Annotated in this window: 19 protein-coding genes and 5 pseudogenes; 17 read left to right on the top strand and 7 right to left on the bottom strand. The window is 60.5% G+C overall.

Going from position 1 to position 20,140, the window contains the following annotated elements:
• Positions 1 to 103: 103 nt before the first annotated feature.
• The 11 genes and pseudogenes from B4968_RS16730 to B4968_RS16680 all read left to right on the top strand — a co-directional run bounded on the left by B4968_RS16730 (position 104) and on the right by B4968_RS16680 (position 10,477).
• Positions 104 to 1,051 carry an alpha/beta hydrolase gene (locus tag B4968_RS16730; protein WP_083100569.1) on the top strand — a complete coding sequence of 316 codons (948 nt, stop codon included), beginning with the start codon at positions 104 to 106 and terminating at the stop codon, positions 1,049 to 1,051.
• A gap of 201 nt (positions 1,052 to 1,252) precedes the next feature.
• The gene (locus B4968_RS16725; RefSeq protein WP_083100568.1) at positions 1,253 to 1,792 is read left to right on the top strand and encodes an SRPBCC family protein; all 540 of its coding nucleotides are present in this window, start codon (positions 1,253 to 1,255) and stop codon (positions 1,790 to 1,792) included.
• A gap of 146 nt (positions 1,793 to 1,938) precedes the next feature.
• Positions 1,939 to 2,870: pseudogene (locus tag B4968_RS16720) on the top strand (ABC transporter ATP-binding protein).
• Positions 2,867 to 3,627 (top strand): annotated as a pseudogene (locus tag B4968_RS16715) (ABC transporter permease). Before B4968_RS16720 ends, B4968_RS16715 begins: the two co-directional pseudogenes overlap by 4 nt.
• 180 nt (positions 3,628 to 3,807) lie before the next feature.
• The gene (locus tag B4968_RS16710) at positions 3,808 to 4,608 is read left to right on the top strand and encodes a S49 family peptidase (RefSeq protein WP_083100623.1); all 801 of its coding nucleotides are present in this window, start codon (positions 3,808 to 3,810) and stop codon (positions 4,606 to 4,608) included.
• Positions 4,609 to 4,780: 172 nt separating this feature from the next.
• Positions 4,781 to 5,739, top strand: a pseudogene (locus B4968_RS16705) (calcium/sodium antiporter).
• 37 nt (positions 5,740 to 5,776) lie between these two features.
• Positions 5,777 to 6,553, top strand: coding sequence for an SDR family oxidoreductase (locus tag B4968_RS16700; RefSeq protein WP_083100622.1), 777 nt, complete (start codon positions 5,777 to 5,779; stop codon positions 6,551 to 6,553).
• A 316-nt stretch (positions 6,554 to 6,869) separates the two neighbouring features.
• Positions 6,870 to 8,723 (top strand): excinuclease ABC subunit UvrC, encoded by a 1,854-nt coding sequence (gene uvrC / locus B4968_RS16695; protein ID WP_241525813.1) that lies wholly within the window; start codon positions 6,870 to 6,872, stop codon positions 8,721 to 8,723.
• Between the two features lie 363 nt (positions 8,724 to 9,086).
• Positions 9,087 to 9,757 (top strand): annotated as a pseudogene (gene pgsA / locus B4968_RS16690) (CDP-diacylglycerol--glycerol-3-phosphate 3-phosphatidyltransferase).
• Positions 9,757 to 10,001 (top strand): annotated as a pseudogene (gene moaD / locus B4968_RS16685) (molybdopterin converting factor subunit 1). Before pgsA ends, moaD begins: the two co-directional pseudogenes overlap by 1 nt.
• Positions 10,002 to 10,030: 29 nt before the next feature.
• Positions 10,031 to 10,477, top strand: a complete 447-nt coding sequence (locus B4968_RS16680) for a molybdenum cofactor biosynthesis protein MoaE (protein ID WP_083100566.1) — start codon at positions 10,031 to 10,033, stop codon at positions 10,475 to 10,477.
• 346 nt (positions 10,478 to 10,823) lie between these two features.
• On the opposite strand, the gene B4968_RS16675 is transcribed toward B4968_RS16680, so the two are convergent.
• The 3 genes from B4968_RS16675 to ubiA form a co-directional block, all read right to left on the bottom strand.
• Positions 10,824 to 11,141 (bottom strand): hypothetical protein, encoded by a 318-nt coding sequence (locus tag B4968_RS16675; RefSeq protein ID WP_083100565.1) that lies wholly within the window; start codon positions 11,139 to 11,141, stop codon positions 10,824 to 10,826.
• The gene (locus B4968_RS16670) at positions 11,138 to 13,060 is read right to left on the bottom strand and encodes an OmpA family protein (RefSeq protein WP_083100564.1); all 1,923 of its coding nucleotides are present in this window, start codon (positions 13,058 to 13,060) and stop codon (positions 11,138 to 11,140) included. Before B4968_RS16670 ends, B4968_RS16675 begins: the two co-directional genes overlap by 4 nt.
• Positions 13,061 to 13,121: 61 nt before the next feature.
• The gene (ubiA, locus tag B4968_RS16665) at positions 13,122 to 14,084 is read right to left on the bottom strand and encodes a 4-hydroxybenzoate octaprenyltransferase (RefSeq protein ID WP_083100563.1); all 963 of its coding nucleotides are present in this window, start codon (positions 14,082 to 14,084) and stop codon (positions 13,122 to 13,124) included.
• Between the two features lie 12 nt (positions 14,085 to 14,096).
• Here ubiA and B4968_RS16660 point away from each other — a divergent pair, with 12 nt between their 5' ends.
• From B4968_RS16660 to B4968_RS16640, 5 genes are all read left to right on the top strand, one after another.
• Positions 14,097 to 14,822 (top strand): 16S rRNA (uracil(1498)-N(3))-methyltransferase, encoded by a 726-nt coding sequence (locus B4968_RS16660; RefSeq protein WP_083100562.1) that lies wholly within the window; start codon positions 14,097 to 14,099, stop codon positions 14,820 to 14,822.
• Complete coding sequence (locus tag B4968_RS16655; protein ID WP_083100561.1) at positions 14,822 to 15,421, top strand: hypothetical protein; 600 nt, start codon at positions 14,822 to 14,824, stop codon at positions 15,419 to 15,421. The genes B4968_RS16660 and B4968_RS16655 overlap by 1 nt, the downstream gene beginning before the upstream one ends.
• Positions 15,408 to 15,707: a GNAT family N-acetyltransferase gene (locus B4968_RS16650; protein WP_139792875.1), complete on the top strand. Its 300-nt coding sequence runs from the start codon at positions 15,408 to 15,410 to the stop codon at positions 15,705 to 15,707. The genes B4968_RS16655 and B4968_RS16650 overlap by 14 nt, the downstream gene beginning before the upstream one ends.
• Positions 15,704 to 16,231 carry a hypothetical protein gene (locus B4968_RS16645; RefSeq protein WP_083100559.1) on the top strand — a complete coding sequence of 176 codons (528 nt, stop codon included), beginning with the start codon at positions 15,704 to 15,706 and terminating at the stop codon, positions 16,229 to 16,231. Before B4968_RS16650 ends, B4968_RS16645 begins: the two co-directional genes overlap by 4 nt.
• 67 nt (positions 16,232 to 16,298) lie before the next feature.
• On the top strand, positions 16,299 to 17,669 hold the full coding sequence (locus B4968_RS16640) for a glutamate--cysteine ligase (RefSeq protein ID WP_083100558.1): 1,371 nt from the start codon (positions 16,299 to 16,301) through the stop codon (positions 17,667 to 17,669).
• A 57-nt stretch (positions 17,670 to 17,726) separates the two neighbouring features.
• Here the strand turns inward: B4968_RS16640 and B4968_RS16635 are convergent, their stop codons facing one another.
• From B4968_RS16635 to B4968_RS16625, 3 genes are read right to left on the bottom strand one after another with little or no spacing between them, the layout of a single operon-like run.
• A complete protein-coding gene (locus B4968_RS16635; RefSeq protein ID WP_083100557.1) occupies positions 17,727 to 18,098 on the bottom strand; it encodes a hypothetical protein in 372 nt (123 codons plus the stop codon).
• 18 nt (positions 18,099 to 18,116) lie between these two features.
• On the bottom strand, positions 18,117 to 18,554 hold the full coding sequence (locus B4968_RS16630; RefSeq protein ID WP_083100556.1) for a hypothetical protein: 438 nt from the start codon (positions 18,552 to 18,554) through the stop codon (positions 18,117 to 18,119).
• Between the two features lie 37 nt (positions 18,555 to 18,591).
• Positions 18,592 to 19,128 carry a GbsR/MarR family transcriptional regulator gene (locus B4968_RS16625; protein ID WP_241525812.1) on the bottom strand — a complete coding sequence of 179 codons (537 nt, stop codon included), beginning with the start codon at positions 19,126 to 19,128 and terminating at the stop codon, positions 18,592 to 18,594.
• A 127-nt stretch (positions 19,129 to 19,255) separates the two neighbouring features.
• Between B4968_RS16625 and B4968_RS16620 the strand changes: the two genes are divergently transcribed.
• Positions 19,256 to 19,519, top strand: coding sequence for a hypothetical protein (locus B4968_RS16620; protein WP_083100620.1), 264 nt, complete (start codon positions 19,256 to 19,258; stop codon positions 19,517 to 19,519).
• Positions 19,520 to 19,584: 65 nt separating this feature from the next.
• Here the strand turns inward: B4968_RS16620 and B4968_RS16615 are convergent, their stop codons facing one another.
• Complete coding sequence (locus B4968_RS16615) at positions 19,585 to 20,058, bottom strand: YHS domain-containing (seleno)protein (RefSeq protein WP_083100555.1); 474 nt, start codon at positions 20,056 to 20,058, stop codon at positions 19,585 to 19,587.
• Between the last annotated feature and the right edge of the window lie 82 nt (positions 20,059 to 20,140).

The following is a 20,140-nucleotide window of genomic DNA, read 5'->3' as shown; positions in this document are numbered from 1 at the left end:
TAATAGGTTCTAAATTAGAACTAACTTTTGATTCTGACCGCTCACCCCCAAATCTGGGGTTCTGGCGCAGCGGTTTGGTGCAAATGCTCAAAGGAGGCCCGCTATGGTCACTGTTCCAACTGCCCCGACTGTCCCAACTGCCCAGCCCAGCCCTGCCCCTCAGACCCGCAGGCGTCGCAGTCCCCTGTTCCGGGGGGTGCCGCTTGCGATCAGTGGCCTCAGCGCCCTAAGCCCGGCTCTGGCGGCCTGGCTTTTTGCGTATTTCTTTACCCGGCCGAGACGGCAAAAACTGCCAGGCCATGAACGCGACTGGCTGCTGCAAGCGACAGCTCAGCCCATGCGCCTTACCTCTGGGGAGGAGGTGCCGCTCTACGAATGGCGGAGCGCGCCCTGCCTGTCGGGGGTCCGTGACGAGGCCCCCCTTGCGACGATTTTGCTGGTGCATGGCTTTGGCGGCAGAGCTGGCCAGATGGGAGGCTTTGCAGCACCTCTGGTGGCGGCGGGCTACCGCGTTGTGGCGGTTGATGCGCCAGCCCATGGTGCGGCGGCGGGCGCGCGCAGCTCGTTGCCTGAGATGCTGCAGGTGACCAGGGAGGTCGCGGCGCGGTTTGGCTGCCTGGCCGGGGTGGTTGCCCATTCCAATGGGGCGGCGGCGACCGTTGCGGCTCTAACACAGGGGATGCGGGCGGAAAAAGTCGCGCTGCTGGCGCCAATGTCGGATCTGGAACGCTATATGCAGCGCCTTGCCAGCCAGCTGGGGGTCTCAAAACGGGTGGCGCAAAGGGCACAACAGCGCATTGAGGCACGCTATGGTCTGCCATTTTCAGCTTTGAAAGCCTCGGACCTGGCGCGTCAGTTGACGCAACCGGCGCTGATCCTGCAGGACAGTGCGGACCGCACCGTGCCACTGGCCGAGGTTGAAGAGCTGGCGCAAAGCTGGCCGGGCGCGCGGTTGCAGCTGAGCACAGGTCTCGGGCACACGCGACTGCTGCGCGACAGGGCTGTGATTGCCAGTGTGGTGGCACATTTTGGCGCACCATCGCAGCACTAGCCAAACCGCACACTGGGCGTCGTCTCAAAAATGGGGGGGCATCAGAATGGGGATGCATCAGCAAGCATCTTGGCAGAGGGCTTGCGGGTCGGGTAGATCTAGAGGCAGGATTGTTCCCGACACCAGCAACAGGCGCGGGTTTCAGAGGCAGAGCGCAAAAGCTGTCCCATATCCCGCCCGCCCGCCTCAAGGAGAGCCGCCATGCAGATGAGTGATCAAAAAGAAATCGCCGCCCCGCCAGCCGTAGTCTATGCAGCGCTGCTGAACCCCGAGGTGCTGAAGGCCTGCGTGCCGGGCGCGGAATATGTCACCGGCAGCGTGGATGAGGGATTTGAGGCCAAGGTCACGCAAAAGGTCGGCCCGGTGAAGGCCAGCTTTAAGGGGCAGGTCACGCTGTCAGATCTGGTGGAGAATGAAAAACTGACCATCTCGGGCGAGGGCAAGGGCGGCGCGGCTGGCTTTGCCAAAGGCGGCGCTGTGGTGGGCCTCGCGGCATCCGGGACCGGCACCTTGCTGTCCTATGAGGTCGAGGCCAAGGTCGGCGGCAAGCTGGCCCAGCTTGGCAGCCGGATCATTGATGGCTTTGCCAAAAAGATGGCGGATCAGTTCTTTGTCAATCTGCAGACACATCTGGCGCCGGAAGCCCCTGAGGAGGCTGGCAGTGAGGAGTCTGGCAGTGAGGAGGCACATGGTGCGGCTGAGAAAAAGGGCTGGTTCAAAAAGATCACCGGTGGCAGCTGACGCCTTTCGCTGTCCCTGTCCGGCCTTCATCTGGCCTTCTAAATCTATCCCTGCGCAGGCGCACATGTGTCTGCGCATAGCTTCACTGGTGGCTGCGACAACCCGTCGCTAGGGTGCGCCAGTATTGATATTTCAACGGAGGCCCCATGGTGGCGATCCTGTCCATTTCTGATCTGCGCAAATCCTATGAGGGTGGCTTTGAAGCCCTGAAAGGTGTCTCTCTCGACATCGAACAGGGTGAGATCCTGGCGCTGTTGGGGCCCAATGGCGCTGGCAAAACCACATTGATCTCTACCGTCTGCGGTATCATCATTCCGACCTCTGGCACCGTAACGGTTGGTGGTCATGATATCCTGACCGAGTTTCGCGCCGCCCGCTCCCTCATCGGGTTGGTGCCGCAGGAAATCAGTCTTGAGCCCTTTGAGAAGGTGATCAACTCGGTGCGGTTTTCGCGCGGGCTGTTTGGCAAGCCAAAGAATGACGCGCTGATCGAGGATATCCTGAAAAAGCTGTCGCTTTGGGACAAAGCGTAACAACCAGATTAAAGAGCTGTCGGGTGGCATGAAACGCCGGGTGCTGATCGCCAAGGCGCTGGCCCATGAGCCGCGCCTGTTGTTTCTGGACGAGCCCACCGCCGGGGTTGATGTGGAGCTGCGCAAGGACATGTGGGATGTGGTGCGCGAGCTCAAGAGCAATGGCGTCACCATCATCCTGACGACCCATTACATTGAGGAAGCCGAGGCGATTGCCGACCGGGTTGGCGTGATCGCCGATGGTCAGATCCTGCTGGTCAAAGACAAAGATGAGCTGATGGCCCAACTGGGCAAGAAACAACTCTGTGTGCATCTGAATGCACCAATCCCGGCCATCCCCGCCAGCCTTGCCTCCTATGATCTTGAGCTGAACGAGGGCGGATCAGCGCTGATCTATACCTATGACACCAAGGCCGAGCGCACCGGCATTACCGCCCTGCTGAATGATGTGGCAGCGGCAGGGCTGCTGCTAGCGGATGTTTCCACCCGGCAATCCAGTCTGGAGGACATCTTTGTTGGGTCTCGTTTCAGGAGAGAAGTCATGAACTGGACAGCGATCTGGTCGATCTACCAATTTGAAATGGCGCGGTTCTTTCGCACCCTGTTTCAAAGTTTCCTGTCACCGGTCCTGTCGACCTCGCTGTATTTTGTGGTGTTTGGCGCCGCCATCGGCAGCCGGATAGATCAGGTGGACGGCATCAACTATGGCGCCTTTATCGTGCCCGGTCTGATCATGCTCAGCGTGATGACCCAAAGCATCTCCAACGCCTCTTTTGGGATCTACTTTCCCAAATTCATCGGCACAATTTACGAGCTTTTGTCAGCCCCTGTGAGCTTTCTGGAGATCGTGCTGGGCTATGTTGGCGCGGCGGCAACCAAGGCGCTGTTCATTGGCGTTGTGATCCTCGCCACCTCGACATTGTTTGTCGACATTACCATCGCGCACCCCCTGGCCATGGTGCTGTTTTTGGTGCTCACCTGCCTCAGCTTTGCGCTGATGCGGTTATCATCAGCATCTGGGCCAAGAACTTTGAGCAGTTGCAACTGGTGCCGCTGCTGATCGTGACGCCGCTGGTCTTTCTGGGGGGCTCGTTCTACTCGATCTCGATGCTGCCGCCGATCTGGCAGAAAATCACCCTGTTCAATCCGGTTGTCTATCTGATTTCAGGCTTTCGCTGGTCCTTCTTTGGCACCTCGGATGTGCCGGTGGGCCTCAGCCTGCTGGCAATTGGCGTCTTTACCGCCCTGTGCCTTGCGGTGATCTGGTGGATTTTCAAAACCGGCTGGCGCATTCGCTCCTAACAGGGGCTAACCCTTTGCAGCAGCAACAGCCTGCGTCAAATGACCGATATTAATGCAAACGCTCCTGACCCCGGTCGGGAGCGTTGCAAATTTACACAGGGCTCTTCACTTTTTGAGTGGATCGGGTTTTGTGAGGCGGCCTCCCTTGTTTCAGCTCCTGCGGCGATCTACATCGTCGCCATGATGCTGCGTATACCCTTTGTGAAAAAAGCGCCCCTGGTCTCTGTGGTGCGTCTCGCTGGTGCTATTGGCATCTCCGGGCGCGGCGCCTCCCTGAATGATGTCTCGCTGGCACCTGTTCTTGAGGCCGCTTTCAGCAAGGGCAAACCTGATGCTGTTGCGCTGGAGATCAACTCTCCGGGTGGCTCCCCGGTGCAAAGCTCGCTGATTGGCGCCCGTATTCGTCGCCTGGCGCAGGAAAAGGACATTCCCGTCATCGCCTTTGTCGAAGACGTGGCTGCCTCGGGTGGCTACTGGCTGGCGGTTTCTGCCGATGAGATCTGGGCCGATGCGAGTTCTATCATTGGCTCTATCGGGGTGATTTCTGCCGGGTTTGGCGCCCAGGAGCTGCTGGCGCGTTACGGCGTCGAGCGCAGGGTCTATACCGCAGGCGAGAGCAAATCCATGCTGGATCCCTTCCGGGCGGAAGACCCCGAAGATGTTGCGCGGCTCAAGGGGCTGCTGGGCGATATCCATACGAATTTCATCGACCACGTCACCGAACGGCGCGGCGATAAGCTGGACGGCAGTCACGAGCTGTTCACCGGCGAGATCTGGCTGGCCAAACGCGCCACAGAGCTGGGGCTGATTGATGGCATCGCGCATCTGAAACCCGCGCTGCAGGCCCGTTTCGGCGACAAGGTGAAACTGCGGAACTATGGGATCAAGCGGCCCTTCCTGAGCCGTTTCGGCGTGCAGCTGGCGCAGGATGCGGTGGCAGGGATCGAGGAGCGCGCCGCATTCGCGCGGTTTGGTCTCTGAGGTGATATTCAAGATTGTGACCCTGTTTTTGGTGGCCATCGCTGTTTTGGCCATGTTCGGAAAACTTAACCTTTCCCGGCCAGAAACGTTTGCAGTCCGCACGCTGCCCCTCCTGTGGGCGCTTTAAGATCGGCAAGAGCCCCTGCGGCTGTAAGTTAAAAGGACCACGTAAATGATGCCATGGCTGCTCTGTGCTTTGGGGCTGGTGATCCTGCTTTTGGCGGGCGACGCGCTGGTGCGTGGTGCTGTGAACCTGTCGCTGCGGCTGGGCGTGCCTGCCCTGATCGTCAGTCTGACCATTGTGGCCTTCGGCACCTCGGCCCCCGAGCTGTTGATCGCCATCAACGCCGTGTATGCCAATGCCGATGGCATTGCGCTGGGCAACGTGGTGGGGTCGAATACGGCCAATATCCTGATGGTTCTGGGTATTCCGGCGCTTATGGCGACCCTGCATACCAGCCAGTGCAGCACCCGCAGAAACTATGTCTTTATGCTCTTGGCGACGGTGCTGTTTATCGGTCTGGCCTTTTGCGGAACCTTCACGATCTGGTCGGGCCTGATCTTGCTGGCGGCGCTGGCTTTGTTCCTGGTGAATGCCTTTCGCGAGGCCCGTGCCCATCGCCGCAATGGCTGTGGGGCGCTGTGGCAGACGAAGACCTGGAGGGGCTGGATGAGGCAGACCCAGACATGCCTTACTGGCGTATTGGTCTCTATCTGGGGCTGGGCCTGATTGGTCTGCCGCTGGGGGCTGATCTGTTGGTTGATAACTCGACCATCATTGCCCGGATGTACCATATCAGCGAGACGGTGATCGGCCTGACGCTGGTGGCCATTGGCACCTCCCTGCCAGAGCTCGCCACCACAGTCATGGCCACGCTGAGACGGCAGGCAGATGTTGCCCTTGGCAATGTCATCGGCTCAAACATGTTCAACCTTTTGGCCATTATCGGTGTTGCCACCTTTGTTGGGCCGATTTCGGTTGCGCCAGAATTCCTGCGCTTTGACCTCTGGTTGATGCTGGCCGCCTCGCTGCTGTTGATACCTTTTGTGTTCCTGAAACAGGACATCACGCGGGTCTGGGGCTTTGTGCTGACAGGGCTTTACATCGCATATCTGGTGGTGCTGTTCTGAACGTGACGGCTGGATCGTAGGTTGTGGGAGGCTTTTGATGCGGGCATTGGTAACGGGGGCAGGCAAGCGTCTTGGCCGGGCCATGGCGCTGAAACTGGCCAGCGATGGCTATGATGTTGCGGTTCACTACCACAGCTCAGCCGGCGCGGCCGAAGAGGTCGCAGCGCAAATCCGCCAGATGGGGCAAAAGGCCGTCACTGTGCATGCTGATCTGTTGGTGTCCGAGGCCAGCATGGCGCTGTTGCCCAGAGCGGCAGAGGCGCTGCAGGGGCCTGTGACCTGCCTTGTGAACAACGCCTCGATCTTTGAGCCGGATCTGTTGCAAACCGCCACCCTCACGAGCTGGGACCGTCACTTTGACAGCAACCTGCGCGCACCGTTTTTGCTGACGCAGGCCATGGCGCAGCAGCCGGTGGCACAGCAGCGCGATCACGCCGGAGAGGCCCTGGCCTGGGGGCTGGTGGTCGATCATATTGACCAGCGGGTGCGCAACCTCGCTCCCGATTTTATGAGCTATACTCTGGCAAAATCAGCGCTTTGGACACTGACCCAGACCGCAGCCCAGGCGCTGGCCCCGGGGATCCGGGTCAATGCCATCGGGCCGGGCCCCACATTGGCCAACCAGCATCAAAGCGGCGAAGAGTTTGCCAGGCAGCGCGCCGCAACGCCGTTGCAGCGTGGCGTCGATCCTGAGGACATTGCCGCAGCGCTTGGCTACCTTCTGGCGGCGCGGGCGGTGACCGGCCAGCTGATTTGTGTCGATGGCGGTGAGCACCTCGGCTGGGATCACAACGACGGGCTGGCAGGCGACTGAGCTGCCTTTCAGGGTGACGCGGGGGAAGTTGTGCACCCCGGGGGGCGCATTCACGGATTTGTTACAAAAGAGTCTTTGTTTTCAAAAACTTGACAGATGTACGAAAAAGTTCCGTTTAATTTCAGCGACTTAAGATTTTGCCTAAAAATTAAGCAATGATGAATATTCGCTTTGAAACAAGGGGAATGTGGGGATAGCCCGAAGATATCTTCAGGTTTATCCACATGGTCAGTGGATTTGTTCAGGGCTTGATACTGTGGGGCAGTCATTGCAGCCGGGCGCAGGGAATCATATCACTGATACTATGACTGATCAGATGCCCGAACCGCCCAGAACCGGCTATGCCGTTATCCAGGATTATGTGAAAACGCTGGACGCCTCTCCGGGTGTCTATCGCATGCTCGATGGGGAAAGCCGGGTGCTCTATGTCGGCAAGGCGCGCAATCTGCGGGCGCGGGTGTCGAACTATACCCGGCCCGGCAATTCGCCCCGGATCGAGCGGATGATCCGGCTGACGGAAACCATGATGTTTCTCACCACCCGGACCGAGACCGAGGCGCTGCTGCTGGAGCAGAACCTGATCAAGCAGCTCAAGCCGAAATACAACGTGCTGCTGCGCGATGACAAAAGCTTTCCTAGTATCCTGGTGGCCAAGGATCATGCCTTTGCACAGATCAAAAAGCATCGCGGTGCGCGCAAACAAAAGGGCAGCTATTTTGGCCCCTTTGCCGGGGCCGGCGCGGTGAACCGGACATTGAACCAGCTGCAAAAGGCGTTCTTGCTGCGCAACTGTTCCGACGCGATGTTTGAAAGCCGCACGCGGCCCTGTCTGCAGTATCAGATCAAGCGCTGCTCGGCGCCCTGTACCGGTGAGATTTCCGAGGCGGATTATGGTCTGGCGGTCCGCGACGCCGAACGGTTTCTGGCCGGGCGCTCGACCAAAATTCAGGAAGAGCTGGCCGAGGAGATGATGAAGGCCTCCGAGGCCATGGAGTTCGAGCGCGCCGCCGCCCTGCGGGATCGTATCAAGGCGCTGACCCAGGTGCAGTCCGTTCAGGGGATCAACCCGCGCGGCGTCGCCGAGGCCGATATTATCGGGCTGCATATGGAGGGCGGTCAGGCCTGCGTGCAGGTGTTTTTCATCCGCGCCAACCAGAACTGGGGCAATCAGGATTTCTACCCGCGTGTGGACGCGGATATGAGCCCGGCCGAGGTGATGGAGGCGTTCCTTGGTCAGTTCTACGACAACAAAGAGCCGCCCCGGCAATTGATCCTGTCGGATGCCATCGAGAACACCGACCTGATGGAAGAAGCCCTCAGCGGCAAGGCGGGCCGCAAGGTTGAGCTGGTGGTGCCGCTGCGTGGAGAAAAAACCGAACTGGTGGCCGGTGCGGTGAGAAACGCCCGCGAAAGCCTGGCGCGCCGCATGGCCGAAAGTGCGACGCAAACCCGGCTGCTGAAAGGCCTCGCTGAGGCCTTTGGGCTGGAGGGGCCACCGGCGCGGATCGAGGTCTACGACAACTCGCATATTCAGGGCACCAATGCGGTTGGGGGCATGATCGTGGCGGGGCCAGAGGGGTTTATGAAAAGCGCCTATCGCAAATTTAACATCCGGGGCGACGATCTGGTGCCCGGCGATGACTTTGGCATGATGAAAGAGGTGCTGAACCGCAGGTTCTCGCGGCTGAAAAAGGAAGACCCGGATCGCGACAAAGGCCTGTGGCCGGATCTGTTACTGATTGACGGCGGCGCCGGGCAGGTCTCTGCGGTGGCCGAGATCATGGCAGAGCACGGCGTGCAGGACATCCCCATGGTCGGGGTGGCCAAAGGGGTGGACCGCGACCACGGCAAGGAAGAGTTCCACCGTCTGGGCGAGAATGCCTTTGCCCTGCAGCGCAATGACCCCGTGCTCTATTTCGTGCAACGCCTGCGGGACGAGGCGCACCGGTTTGCCATTGGCACCCACCGGGCCAAACGGGCCAAAGCCATCGGAGCCACGCCGCTGGACGAGGTTCCCGGTGTCGGGGCCGGGCGCAAGCGGGCGCTGCTAAAGCATTTTGGCAGTGCCAAGGCGGTCAGCCGCGCTGATTTGCTTGATTTAAAGGCGGTTGATGGCATTTCAGGTGCGCTGGCCGAGACGATCTATGATTTCTTCCACGGCCAAAGCTAGGCCAAAGCTAGGCCAGAGCTAAGACAGGGCTGGGCCAGGGTCAGGGCAGGGTCAGGGCAGGGGTAGAGTGGGTTGAAAACCCTACCCTGCGTCCAACTCTTTGCCCGTCTAGTAGCCCGTCTCGTCGCCCGTCTCGTCGCCGGTCTCTTTAGCCTGACGGTGTTCGTTTTGGCTGTTGCTGCCGCTGGTCGGTCAGCAGAGCGACTGGATGGGTGATTTTGCGCAGGAGGGCTGCGTCCTTTTTAAGGGGTCAAAACGCAGATAGTGGGCCAAAATGCAGCGATTTTTGCGCGGCGTGCTTTCGCGAAGCTAAAATGCTGCTAGCATCTTTTATGTTCCAGGTCGCATTGTAGGGTCCGACGCATGAAATGGACCCTGCCAAATATCCTGACCGTGGTGCGCCTGCTGGCGGCACCTGGCCTCGCCATTATGTTTCTCTATTTTTCGCGCCCGCTGGCGGATTGGTTTGCACTGATCCTGTTTGTGGGGGCTGCGGTAACCGACTGGTTTGACGGCTACCTCGCACGCACCTTGAAGCAGGAAACCAAGATCGGTGCTATGCTGGATCCCATCGCGGACAAGGCCATGGTGGTGATCGCGCTGATGATCCTGGTGGGCTATGCTGCAAAACACTGGACCCCCTGGCTGGTCCTGCCGGCCACGGTGATCCTGTTTCGCGAAGTCTTTGTCTCTGGCCTGCGTGAGTTTCTGGGCGACACTGCCGGCACGCTAAAGGTGACCAAACTGGCCAAATGGAAGACCACGGCGCAGATGGTGGCCATTGCGACGCTGTTTTCGCAGGGCATCTTTGAACACTACCTTGTGATGTCCTCTATTGGCATGGATGAGCCATTGATTTCAGAGATCCTCAGCGGGCAGGTGGAAGACGTGAATGGGTTGCGCTGGATGTTTGACGGCATGTACTGGACCGGCAGGATTGGCCTCTGGCTGTTGTGGATCGCGGCGGTTTGACCCTGATCACCGGGGCGGATTACATGCGCAAGGCGCTGCCTCACCTGAAGGAGACCCGTTGATGGATGTTGTATATTTTGCCTGGGTGCGCGAACGCATCGGTGTGCCGCGGGAGCAGGTCGAGACCAGTGCCGCCACGGTTGCCGAACTGGTTGAAGAGCTGAAGGCGCGTGACGCGCGCTACGAGGCGGCTTTTGCCGACCCATCGGCCTTGCGGGTGGCGCTGATCAGGATTTGTCGGATTTTGACGCCTCTCTTGCGGGGGTACGTGAAGTCGCCTTTTTCCCGCCGATGACGGGTGGATGACGGATGGCTGACGGGGGGATGAGAATGTCATGAAGGTTCTGGTGCAGGACGCAGATTTTGACCTTGGTCGGCAGAGTGACGCTTTTGCGGCGGGTGCGGCGGGGGCCGGTGCGGTTGTGACCTTTACGGGCGTGGTGCGGGACGCTGATGCGGGTGGACTGGTCGCGATGGAGATCGAGCACTACCCGGCGATGACGCAAAAGGCACTGGAGGCCATAGCGGCCGAGGCCATGACGCGCTGGTCTCTGGTGGATGCGCTGGTCATTCACCGCTATGGTCGGCTGGTGCCGGGAGAACGCATCATGATGGTTGCGACGGCCGCGCGGCACCGCAAAGATGCCTTTGAGGCGGCTGAGTATCTGATGGACTACCTGAAGTCCCGTGCCCCGTTCTGGAAGAAAGAAATCCTCGCGGATGGCGCCGCTGACTGGGTGGCTGCCAAGTCCGAGGATGAGGATGCTCTGATCCGCTGGTAGCCAGTTTTGCAGGGCGCAGCCACCTCTCCCGAGCAAACCCTCAATTTCAGCCGAAGTGTACGCGGTGAGAGGTACCTCTCCCCCCTGTTTCGGCAACATTCATAGAATGTGCCTGCTCAGTTGGGCCCGGCTCCGCGCGTTGCGCGGAGCGCTCACGCAGGTTGAGGACGTGTGTCTGTGGGTGATCGTCCCTTGTGATGTCCGTTTGCAATATGGCGGCCCAGCGCCTCGCCGCAGGCGAGGCGCTGGGCCCAAGGCCTGTCCGTCGGGCATAGCTCGATGGAAGGGCGCGGGAGCCCCCCTTTTTTTCTTGCTTGGCTGTCCGGACGTGGTCGACCCCAGGGCCTCACTCCTGTTTCAACGGGCTGCGTAGCTCTTCTGCCTCGCGGCGGGCATCCCGCAGCCCGTCCATGGCGGCCCGTAGTTCCGCCTGGGTTTGGGTGAGCTGGTTTGTCAGCTCTGCTTCGCGCTGCTGCAGGTAGGTGATTGCCTGATCCCGGGTTTCCTCGGCTTCATGCAGCTCCTGGCTCATGCGATCCAGGTCGGCGACATCGCTTTGGCTTACCCGGGTAAAGCGATGCACCAGCCAGTTCGCGAACCAGCCCATGGCAAAGGCGGCAAACAGGATGATGGCTGTGGTGAGGATGAACTCTGCTCTGCTCATTGCCCTGAAGTCTCCTGTTCGTTGTTGTTACCAGTGTCCTCACTGGCGGCGTCACTTGCTGCCGCAGTGGCGGCACTTTCGAGGGTGGTTTCCCCCTCAGATGTGGTTTCGGGCAGGATCATGCGGAACTCGATCCGCCGGTTGGCTTCGCGCCCCGCTTCGCTGTCATTGCTCTCAATCGGCTGGCTTTCGCCATAGCCCGTGGCGATGAAGGCCGCCGTGCGAATACGGCGGGCCCGTAGCTCGTTGAGGATCGACTGGGCCCGCGATTGACTAAGCGTCTGGTTCATGCCTTCGCGCCCCTGGCTGTCTGTGTGGCCCTGGATCTCCAGCCGGATCGGGCCGCAGCGCTCCAGAATGGCGGCGATATGATCCAGTACGGTGCTGCTGCCTGCAGCCACTGTGGCTGATCCGGGCTCAAAGCTGATTTTGCCACTGGCATGCTGGGCCCCCGTGAGCTGGGCTGCGCAAAGCTCGCTGCTCAGCGGCTGGTCCTTGGGGGCAGGCGGCTCTTCATAGCTGATGTCGAGCGCATAGCTCTCCGCTTCGCCCAGCTTGGCGGCCAGAAACCCCGACACCTCGGCCAGCGTGTCCTCGCTATGGCTCATGCCGCGCAGATGCAGGTTGTCCGGCGTCACCGTGACCGCGCCGCGTTCCAGATGCGACAGGGCCTCAAGCCCCGCCAGAACCCGCAGGGGCCAGTCGCTGGGCAGATCGGCCACCACACGGGTGGCGGTGTGCACCTGCGCCGAGCCAAGGCGCGCTTTGGCATAGCTGCTGGTGATATCGCGTGAAATCGCATCATTGATCCGACCGCGCAGCTGCACCTGTCCCTCGGGAGAGAGCGTCGCCGTGAACTCAGGAGCCCCGGCCGGGCTGTCAGTCGCGGGGGTGGGCAGCAGGGCGTGCAGGGCAAAGACCTCGGGGAGGGCGTTTTCCAGCTCGCCCACAACCTTGTCGAACAGCTCTGAGGGCGTGCCTTCGGCGGCGAAAAGCGTGATATCGGCGTTTGCAATGGTGACGGTGCCTTTGCCAAGGGCGGAGAGGCTGGCGATGCTCTGGGCGGCGGCCTGTGCCCAGTTGGGCGAAGGCACGCCCATGCCGATGACACATTCAGCCTGCCCCTCCAGCCCAGCAGCGCGGGCAGCATTCAGGATCCGCTCGCGGCTCTCTGTGCTTTCGGCAGAGCAGGCATCAAATCGCGCGCCGCTCTCGCCAATCAAAAACCGCAGGGTAAAGGGCGTGATCACCGGCCGGGCGGCAGTGATATTCAGCACCAGATTAACCTCGGGCGGGGCCATGCGCATCAGGCGCTTTTGCAAGGTTTCCTTTGCGGCGGCCGATTTTGCCATTGTGGTGATCCTGATGGTCTCGGCATCCACCGAAATCTTGGCGCGGGGCAGCAGCTCAAGGGCCGCAATGGCGTATTTCATCGCCGCGTTCCAGCCCCTGGGGGCGGTGTATCTGGCCGTTTCCAGCAGGTCGGCCACCTGACCGGCGTCGCTCAGCCCGTTCAGCGCCTTTACCAGCTCAGCGCGCGACGAGGAGGCCGGGATCAGGCCAATTATGGATATGCCACTGTGATTGCGCAGTATTTCTGCAGAAAACCGCGGCGCTGCAATGCCTTCAAAGGGGGTAACCGTCATGTCATCAATGACCCGAGCGGCATCAACAACGCTCCCTGCCTTCGATATGGCCGCAAACCGGGTAGCCTCGTCAGGGGCGGTGCCCTGCAACAGAACGCGCAGCCCGTCAGAGGTCACTTCGGCCCATCCCATGCCACCTTCATCCAGCGCGCGACGCAGGGCCGTTTCACTGTTTTGTTCGACCGCAGTCACGGCAAAACTGGCAGCGATCAGGCTGACGCCTGCTGCCGCAGCAAAGGTCAGGGTCGGGACAAAAAGCGATGACAGACGCATAGAATGGTTATTCCCCGCAAAAAACTGTCTCTTGTGTATAGGTCTGCGCCCTGTGGTTCAATCAGATCAGCGCGGCCAAAATGAAGAAAATAAGCGGAATCAAGCCGGTATCTCGGTTGAGGCGAAACAGCTGCAGCAGACGTGGGTTGTTCTCGGCGTCAAAGATCCGCAACTGCCAGGTCATGTGCCAGCCCATCGCCCAGGGGCCGACCAGCGCAATCCCCAGCGCCCAGTAGTTGTCCGCGAGATCCAGCGCCAGAATGACCGCCAGCGCCATCAGGCTGACCGTGCCGACAATGAAGCGCCGCAGCCAGGTGGGTGTGTTTGCGCCAAACAACCGGGCGGTGGATTTCACGCCGATCAGCGCGTCATCCTCGGTGTCCTGATGCGCATAAATAGTGTCATAGAACAGCGTCCAGCAGATGCCTGCGAAATAGAGCGCCACCGCAGGCCAGTGCAGCGCGCCGGTATGGGCCGTCCAGGCCCAGAGAGCGCCCCAGTTGAAGGCCAGCCCCAAAAACACCTGCGGCCACCAGGTGAACCGCTTGGCAAAAGGATAGATCGCCACCGGAAGCAGCGCCAGAATCCCCATCCAGATCGCCATGCGATTAAAGCTGAGCAGGATGACAAAGGAGACCAGCGCCTGCAGCACCATCCAGATCACCGCGCCTTTGACTGTGACCTGCCCCGAGGGGATGGGCCGCGAGCGGGTGCGCTCGACCGCGCCGTCATAGTGGCGATCCGAGATGTCGTTCCAGGGACAGCCCGCGCCGCGCATCAACCAGGCACCCAGGGCACAGGCCACAGCGATCCAGACGTCCTCCCAGCGTGGGCTTGCATCCCACAGGATCGCCAGCGCCAGCCCCCACCAGCAGGGGATCAGCAACAGCCAGGTGCCAATGGGCCGGTCCGCCCGGCTGAGGCGCAGATAGGGGCGGCTCCAGGCTGGTGCAATTTGATCAACCCAGTTGCCTTTGACCGCATATGCGACCTGCCCATCTGGTTTTGGCGCGTCACCTTGCATATGTAGGGCCTCATGAGTGCAAAAATCAGACTGTATGTAGAGCACCCACTGGGTGCAGGGCAATCCATTCCTCTGGAGAAGGAGCAGGCCCATTACCTTTTTGGGGTGATGCGGCAGCGCCTGGGCGGGGCCGTGGCGCTGTTCAATGGCGTCGATGGCGAATGGCAGGCCGAGGTGAGCGAGGCCGGTAAACGCGGCGGCTCCCTCACCTGTGTCGCGCAGAGTAAACCGCTGCAGATGCCGCCGGATCTGTGGCTGTTGTTTGCGCCGATCAAAAAGGCCCGCACTGATTTTATCGTCGAAAAAGCCGCCGAGATGGGCGCCATGCGTATCCTGCCGGTAGGCACGGACTACACCAATTCTGAACGCATTCGGCAGGACCGGCTGCAGGCCCACGCGGTCGAGGCCGCCGAGCAATGCGGTGGCACCTATGTGCCGCAGGTGGATGAGCTGCAAAAACTGGCGCGTCTTCTGGACTGCTGGCCCGCCGAGCGCCAGCTGATGTTTTGCGACGAGGCCGAGGTGGGCAATGCGCTGCAACTGGCGGCGCAGGAGCACAAAGACGCGCCCTGGGCCATTCTGATCGGCCCTGAGGGCGGCTTTTCTTCCGCCGAGCGCAAGCGCCTGCATGGTCTGCCACAATCCCATGTTGTCAGCCTAGGGCCGCGTATCCTGCGGGCTGACACCGCCGCCGTTGCCGCCATGACCCTGTGGCAACAAAGCCTTGGGGACTGGTAATGCTTCACCGCGCCACCGAGGCTGATCTGCCTGCAATCCGGGCCTTCCTGGCGCCTCGGGTGGCGACCTCGATGTTTCTGTCTGGCAATCTGCGGGACTATGGTCTGGGGACGGGTCTGGGGGCGGGGCTGGCCGCGGAACACCCCAAAAGCGTGACGCTCTGGTACAGTCATGCGGCGGGCGAAATTGTGAATGTCTTTGGCTATGTAAAGGCGGGCTTTTTTGTTTTTGAAGCGCCAGCCTTCTCGTCTGATCTGGCCTCTCACCTTCGCCGCGCCCTTTCGGGGCGACGCCTGCGCGGCCTCAATGGTGCGGCCAGTCAGGTCGAGGCCGTGGTTGCCGCATTGGAGCTGCCTGTCGCTGGGGCTGCACTGGATGAAGTGGAGCCGCATTACAGTGTAAAATTGGCAGACCTCCGGCTGCCCGGGGGCGACAGTCAATTGCGTTCGGCAGTGCTGGCCGATCTTGCTCTGCTGGGGGCTTGGCGAATGGCCTCAGAGGTGGAATCCCTTGGTCTGACGGACACGCCGGAAAACCCGCGCCCATGGCCGCGCAAGCCTGCAGGAATTGCTGATCGCGGATCGCGTGCGGATCCTTGAAGTGGGCGGTGCTCCGGTTGCCATGACCAATTTCAATGCCGCTCTGCCCTCCATCGTTCAGGTCGGTGGCGTCTATACGCCGCCCGATTTGCGCGGTTTGGGATATGCCCGCCGCGCCGTGGCGCTGCATCTGGCCGAGGCACAGCAGGCGGGCATCACCGAGGCGACGCTGTTTGCGGCCAACCCGGCCGCAGCCCGTGCCTATGAGGCGATTGGCTTTTCCAGGATCGGCAGCTACCGTATCGTAAATTTTGACCCTGCAATCCGTATCGGAGGTCCGCCATGAATTTCATTCGCCCCGAGGCCCGCGTTGCCATCTGGCGCTGGCGGGAGTTGATTGTTGCGGCGCTGATGCTGCTGGTGGGGCTGAAATGGGCCTTTACCTCTTACGGGGTCACCGAAGTCACCGGCTGGGCCCTGATCATGGTCGGCTTGATCATTGCCGTCGTTGGCGCCCAGCGGCTGCGCTTTCGTCTGGGGGCGGATGGCCCCGGTGTGGTGCGGGTGGACGAGGGGCAGATCGCCTACTTTGGCCCGCTGACCGGTGGGGCTGTGGCGACCTCGGAGCTGCAGCGCCTGCGGCTGGATCACACCGCCAAGCCGCCGCATTGGGTGCTGGAGCAAGAGGGGCAGGCGCCGCTGGAAATCCCGGTGAATGCCGCCGGCCACGAGGCGCTGTTTGATGTCTTTGCCGCCCTTCCCGGCCTCAGGACGGAACGGATGCTGAGCGAGCTGCGCCGCAACGGGCCTCACCAGGTCGTGATTTGGGAGCGGGCCTCTCTGCGCCCTGCGCACCAAAGGCTGCATTGACACTGGCGTCGATTCCGCCCACGACTGACGGCTCAAAACTGCAAACAACACGACGGAGTGCCCAGGCATGTCCATTCCCCAGTCCGGCGGCGGACCCATTGAGCGCCACGAACAATTGGCTGAATATCTGGCCAGCGGCTGCAAGCCGCGTGACGCATGGCGCATCGGCACCGAGCACGAAAAGTTTGGCTATTGCAAAGACACGCTAAAGCCGCTGCCCTTTGAGGGGGAGCGCTCGATTGTGGCGGTTCTGCAGGGGCTGCGCGACAGCTATGGCTGGGGCGAAGTCCTTGAGGGCGGCAAGCTGATCGGGTTGGAAAAAGACGGCGCCAATGTGAGCCTGGAGCCGGGCGGTGCACTGGAGCTGTCGGGGGCGCCGCTGGAGACCATCCACGAGACCTGCGACGAGGTGAACACCCACCTGCGCGAGGTGAAAGAGATCGCCGACAAGATCGGCGTGGGCTTTATCGGTCTGGGGGCGGCCCCCATCTGGAAACACGACGAGATGCCCCTGATGCCCAAGGGGCGCTATCGTCTGATGAACGACTACATGACCAAAGTGGGCACTATGGGGCGCGATATGATGCGGCGCACCACCACGGTGCAGGTCAATATCGACTTTGGCTCCGAGGCCGACATGGTGCAAAAGCTGCGGGTGGCGCTGGCCCTGCAGCCGGTGGCGACAGCCCTTTTTGCCAACTCGCCCTTCTTTGAGGGCAAGCCAAACGGCCACAAAAGCTGGCGCAGCAAGATCTGGCGGCATCTGGATGACAGCCGTACCGGCATGCTGCCTTTTGTTTTTGACGAGGGCTTTGGCTTTGAGGCCTATGTGCAATATGCGCTCGATGTGCCGATGTATTTTGTCTATCGCGATGGTGAATATGTCAACGCGCTGGGCATGTCGTTCCGCGACTTCCTGCAGGGCAAGCTGCCGGCGCTGCCTGGTGAAACCCCAACCCTGTCTGATTGGGCCGATCACCTGACAACCGCCTTCCCTGAGGCGCGGATCAAGAAATACATGGAGATGCGCGGTGCTGATGGTGGTCCCTGGCGACGTCTTTGTGCGCTGCCGGCCTTCTGGGTCGGGCTGACCTATGATCAATCCGCACTGGATGCGGCCTGGGATTTGGTCAAGGGCTGGGACGCTGAGACCCGTGAAGGGCTGCGTGTTGCAGCCTCACGCGATGGGCTGCAGGCCGAGGTCAATGGCATCAAAATGCACGATCTGGCCCGCGAAGTGGTAAAGATTTCCGAAAGCGGCCTGAAGGCGCGCGCCCGTCCCGGTGCCGGTGGCTTGGTGCCGGATGAGACGCATTTCCTGAATGCGCTGAAGGACAGTCTGGACAGTGGTAAGGTGCCGGCAGATGAGCTGCTGGAGCGCTATGAAGGCGACTGGGGTGGCGATCTGACCCGGATCTACGCCGACTACAGCTACTAAAGACCGAACACAAAAGGGGGCGCCGCTGAGACGCCCCTTTTTCTTGCTTATGTTGGTCTATGCGGCGCTTGCGACTGGATCGGGAGTGGCAGGGGCCGCGAGCGGTGGGGGCAGGGCCTCTCGGACAACCGCCCGCAGGGTTGCGACGGCATGACCCAAGCCCAGCCCAAGACAAAGGGCTGCAAGCCCGAGGCATGGCAGGATGCCGCTAGCACCCATCTCCAGAATGGGAAGGGCTGATCCGATCAGGGCGACGCCGCCAAAGCCGATCATCCCATAACCACAGGCAATGGTGACGGCCGCAGCCCTGGCGGCGCGGCCGGATTGAGGGCAGTTTCCAATCATATCCCCGATCTTCAGGATCATGATCGCCATTGCAGTGACCATGACAAGGCCGAGGCCGATGTAGAGACTGATGTTAAAAAGCATGATGTGGTCCTTTCAAGGTCAGATGGTTTGTTTGTAGAAATCGCGTTCGAATTTGCCGTAGATGGCGCCGCTGACAGCGCCCCAGAGGGGGGCAAAGAAGGCTCCGAACCAAAAGAACAGACTGGCTCCGTCGTGGTTGCCTTTGGTCAGTACAGTGAACAGAAAGATCGGTGCGAACAGGGCGATATGGGTCACGAAGGCGAGCCAGGCCCAGGTGTCTGGTGTGACAGTATTGCGGGACATGTAGAACAGCATCACCGGGACTCCCGCGACCAGGTAGATCGGGCCGCCAAGCAAGGCAGCAAAGGAAGGGATAAGCAGCAGCGGCGCCCCGAGCACGCCGACAATGAGCGGGCCACCAATCATGGCGAGGGCAAAGACGGTGGGGTCAACCAGCTGCCGTGTGGCAGTTGCCTCCGGGAAGAAGCTTTTATTGGATACGGTTATTTCTGTCATTTGTGAAATCTCCAGCCAAATTTTTTTGCTTATGTCACTAGGTCTTGGGTTTGCCGCCGGGCAAAAACCGCACCAGCCTGGCACCGAGCTTTAGCACCGCCAGATGTACCGAGCGCGGCAGACGGGAGAAGTCGACATACCAGTCGTCAAACATCCGCATCACCCGCAGGGTTTCACCCATGCGCTCCTTGATGGCCTTGGGGGTCTGGTCACTCTCGGCCTCCTCAATCACCTCTTGCAGGGCGCGCAGGGTGGGGGCGAACTCGCGCTCACGCCGGGCGGCAATCACTGCATCAACCAGATCAAACATATCGCGGATCGAGGTGAAATGATCACGCCGGTCGCCCAGCTGGCGGGAGGCCTTGACCAGCCCCTGCGCCTGCAACTCCTTTAGCCCGTTGGACACATTCGAGCGCGCCAGGGTAAGTGCTTCGCATATTTCGTCCGCCGTCATCGCATCCGGTGAGATATGCAGCAGGGCATGAATCTGCGCGACAGACCGGTTCACCCCCCATTTAGAGCCCATCTCGCCCCAGTGCAGGATAAAGTTCATCATGGCGGGGGTGAGGTTCATGTCTATATCCTGAAATTTCTGTAATGACAGAAATAAGTGTTGTGTCGAGATGAGTCAAGGTAATTCTCTTGATTATAGTCTGGCAACGCTTGCACACTGGATGGTGATTACAATCAGGGAGTTTGAAATGCGCGATACATTTATTGGCCTGTTTGAGAAAATTGTCGGAGGCTTTGTGCTTCTTCTGTGTTTGGGCGTCTTGATCGGCGCCGGCGCCGCCTTTTATGCCCCAACTGGTGGGCTTTTGAATGCTGTTCTGGTCCTCGCGGCAGGTGCCACCTACACTATTCTGATGGGCGGCATGATGTATCTTTTTCTGGGGATCTACCACAATACCAAGCGTACGGCTGAGGCCATCGAGGAGCTGGCGACGCGCCAAGGCCTGGACTGAAAAACCGGCGAAGCCCCGAGGCTCGCCGGTTTTGGTCTCGTATCAGAATAATTCCTGCGACGGGTTTACTGCTGCAGATCGGCGGGCTCGACATCTGCGATGTCTTCCCAGTTGGCGTCAGCACTTTGCACAAAGCCGGGAATGTCGCCTTCCCAGCGGGCCTGAATATCCTGCGACAGGTTCAGATACAGCTGGTTGTCGACGATTTTCCAATAGGTTGGATCGCCGTCGAATTTAAAGCCCATAGCGGCGCCAAAGGCGCAGTAGCCGCCATAGGCCGGCAGATAGGCTTCGGGGTTGGCCTCAAACTGGGCTTTGTTCTCTTCCGAAGAAAACCGGTAGGTCGCGTCATTAAAAAGTGTTGTGATCTTATAGCTGCCCTTTGCGGGGGCGCCGTCGGTGAAATAGGCGACGGGGTCATAGCCCTGCAGGGCAAGGCCGGTAGAGGAGGCGTTGAGCTCTACGCCTGCAGACAGAGCCGAGGTCGCCATGGCAGTTGCCAGCGCCAGGCCGCCAAGCAGTGATTTGAATGTGTTCATGGATCTTTCCTTTCAATCCCTGGCCAGAGAGCTGTGATGCGGTCTGGCCGTGTCTTCACCTTTGTCTGTGCGCCCCAGTCGG

Source organism: Pseudophaeobacter leonis, from assembly GCF_002087335.1.
Classification (GTDB): Bacteria; Pseudomonadota; Alphaproteobacteria; order Rhodobacterales; family Rhodobacteraceae; genus Pseudophaeobacter; species Pseudophaeobacter leonis.
This window is presented reverse-complemented; position numbering and strand designations above follow the sequence as displayed.

Bases quoted from the DNA above. Each gene is read 5' to 3' on its own strand.
- B4968_RS16630 (WP_083100556.1), bottom strand. From the start codon at position 18,554: ATGACAGAAATAACCGTATCCAATAAAAGCTTCTTCCCGGAGGCAACT.
- B4968_RS16635 (WP_083100557.1), bottom strand. From the start codon at position 18,098: ATGCTTTTTAACATCAGTCTCTACATCGGCCTCGGCCTTGTCATGGTC.
- ubiA (WP_083100563.1), bottom strand. From the start codon at position 14,084: ATGCAAGGTGACGCGCCAAAACCAGATGGGCAGGTCGCATATGCGGTC.
- uvrC (WP_241525813.1), top strand. From the start codon at position 6,870: ATGCCCGAACCGCCCAGAACCGGCTATGCCGTTATCCAGGATTATGTG.
- B4968_RS16730 (WP_083100569.1), top strand. From the start codon at position 104: ATGGTCACTGTTCCAACTGCCCCGACTGTCCCAACTGCCCAGCCCAGC.
- B4968_RS16655 (WP_083100561.1), top strand. From the start codon at position 14,822: ATGCTTCACCGCGCCACCGAGGCTGATCTGCCTGCAATCCGGGCCTTC.
- B4968_RS16640 (WP_083100558.1), top strand. From the start codon at position 16,299: ATGTCCATTCCCCAGTCCGGCGGCGGACCCATTGAGCGCCACGAACAA.
- B4968_RS16675 (WP_083100565.1), bottom strand. From the start codon at position 11,141: ATGAGCAGAGCAGAGTTCATCCTCACCACAGCCATCATCCTGTTTGCC.
- B4968_RS16625 (WP_241525812.1), bottom strand. From the start codon at position 19,128: ATGAACCTCACCCCCGCCATGATGAACTTTATCCTGCACTGGGGCGAG.
- B4968_RS16710 (WP_083100623.1), top strand. From the start codon at position 3,808: ATGATGCTGCGTATACCCTTTGTGAAAAAAGCGCCCCTGGTCTCTGTG.
- B4968_RS16725 (WP_083100568.1), top strand. From the start codon at position 1,253: ATGCAGATGAGTGATCAAAAAGAAATCGCCGCCCCGCCAGCCGTAGTC.
- B4968_RS16645 (WP_083100559.1), top strand. From the start codon at position 15,704: ATGAATTTCATTCGCCCCGAGGCCCGCGTTGCCATCTGGCGCTGGCGG.
- B4968_RS16620 (WP_083100620.1), top strand. From the start codon at position 19,256: ATGCGCGATACATTTATTGGCCTGTTTGAGAAAATTGTCGGAGGCTTT.
- B4968_RS16615 (WP_083100555.1), bottom strand. From the start codon at position 20,058: ATGAACACATTCAAATCACTGCTTGGCGGCCTGGCGCTGGCAACTGCC.
- B4968_RS16670 (WP_083100564.1), bottom strand. From the start codon at position 13,060: ATGCGTCTGTCATCGCTTTTTGTCCCGACCCTGACCTTTGCTGCGGCA.
- B4968_RS16680 (WP_083100566.1), top strand. From the start codon at position 10,031: ATGAAGGTTCTGGTGCAGGACGCAGATTTTGACCTTGGTCGGCAGAGT.
- B4968_RS16700 (WP_083100622.1), top strand. From the start codon at position 5,777: ATGCGGGCATTGGTAACGGGGGCAGGCAAGCGTCTTGGCCGGGCCATG.
- B4968_RS16660 (WP_083100562.1), top strand. From the start codon at position 14,097: ATGAGTGCAAAAATCAGACTGTATGTAGAGCACCCACTGGGTGCAGGG.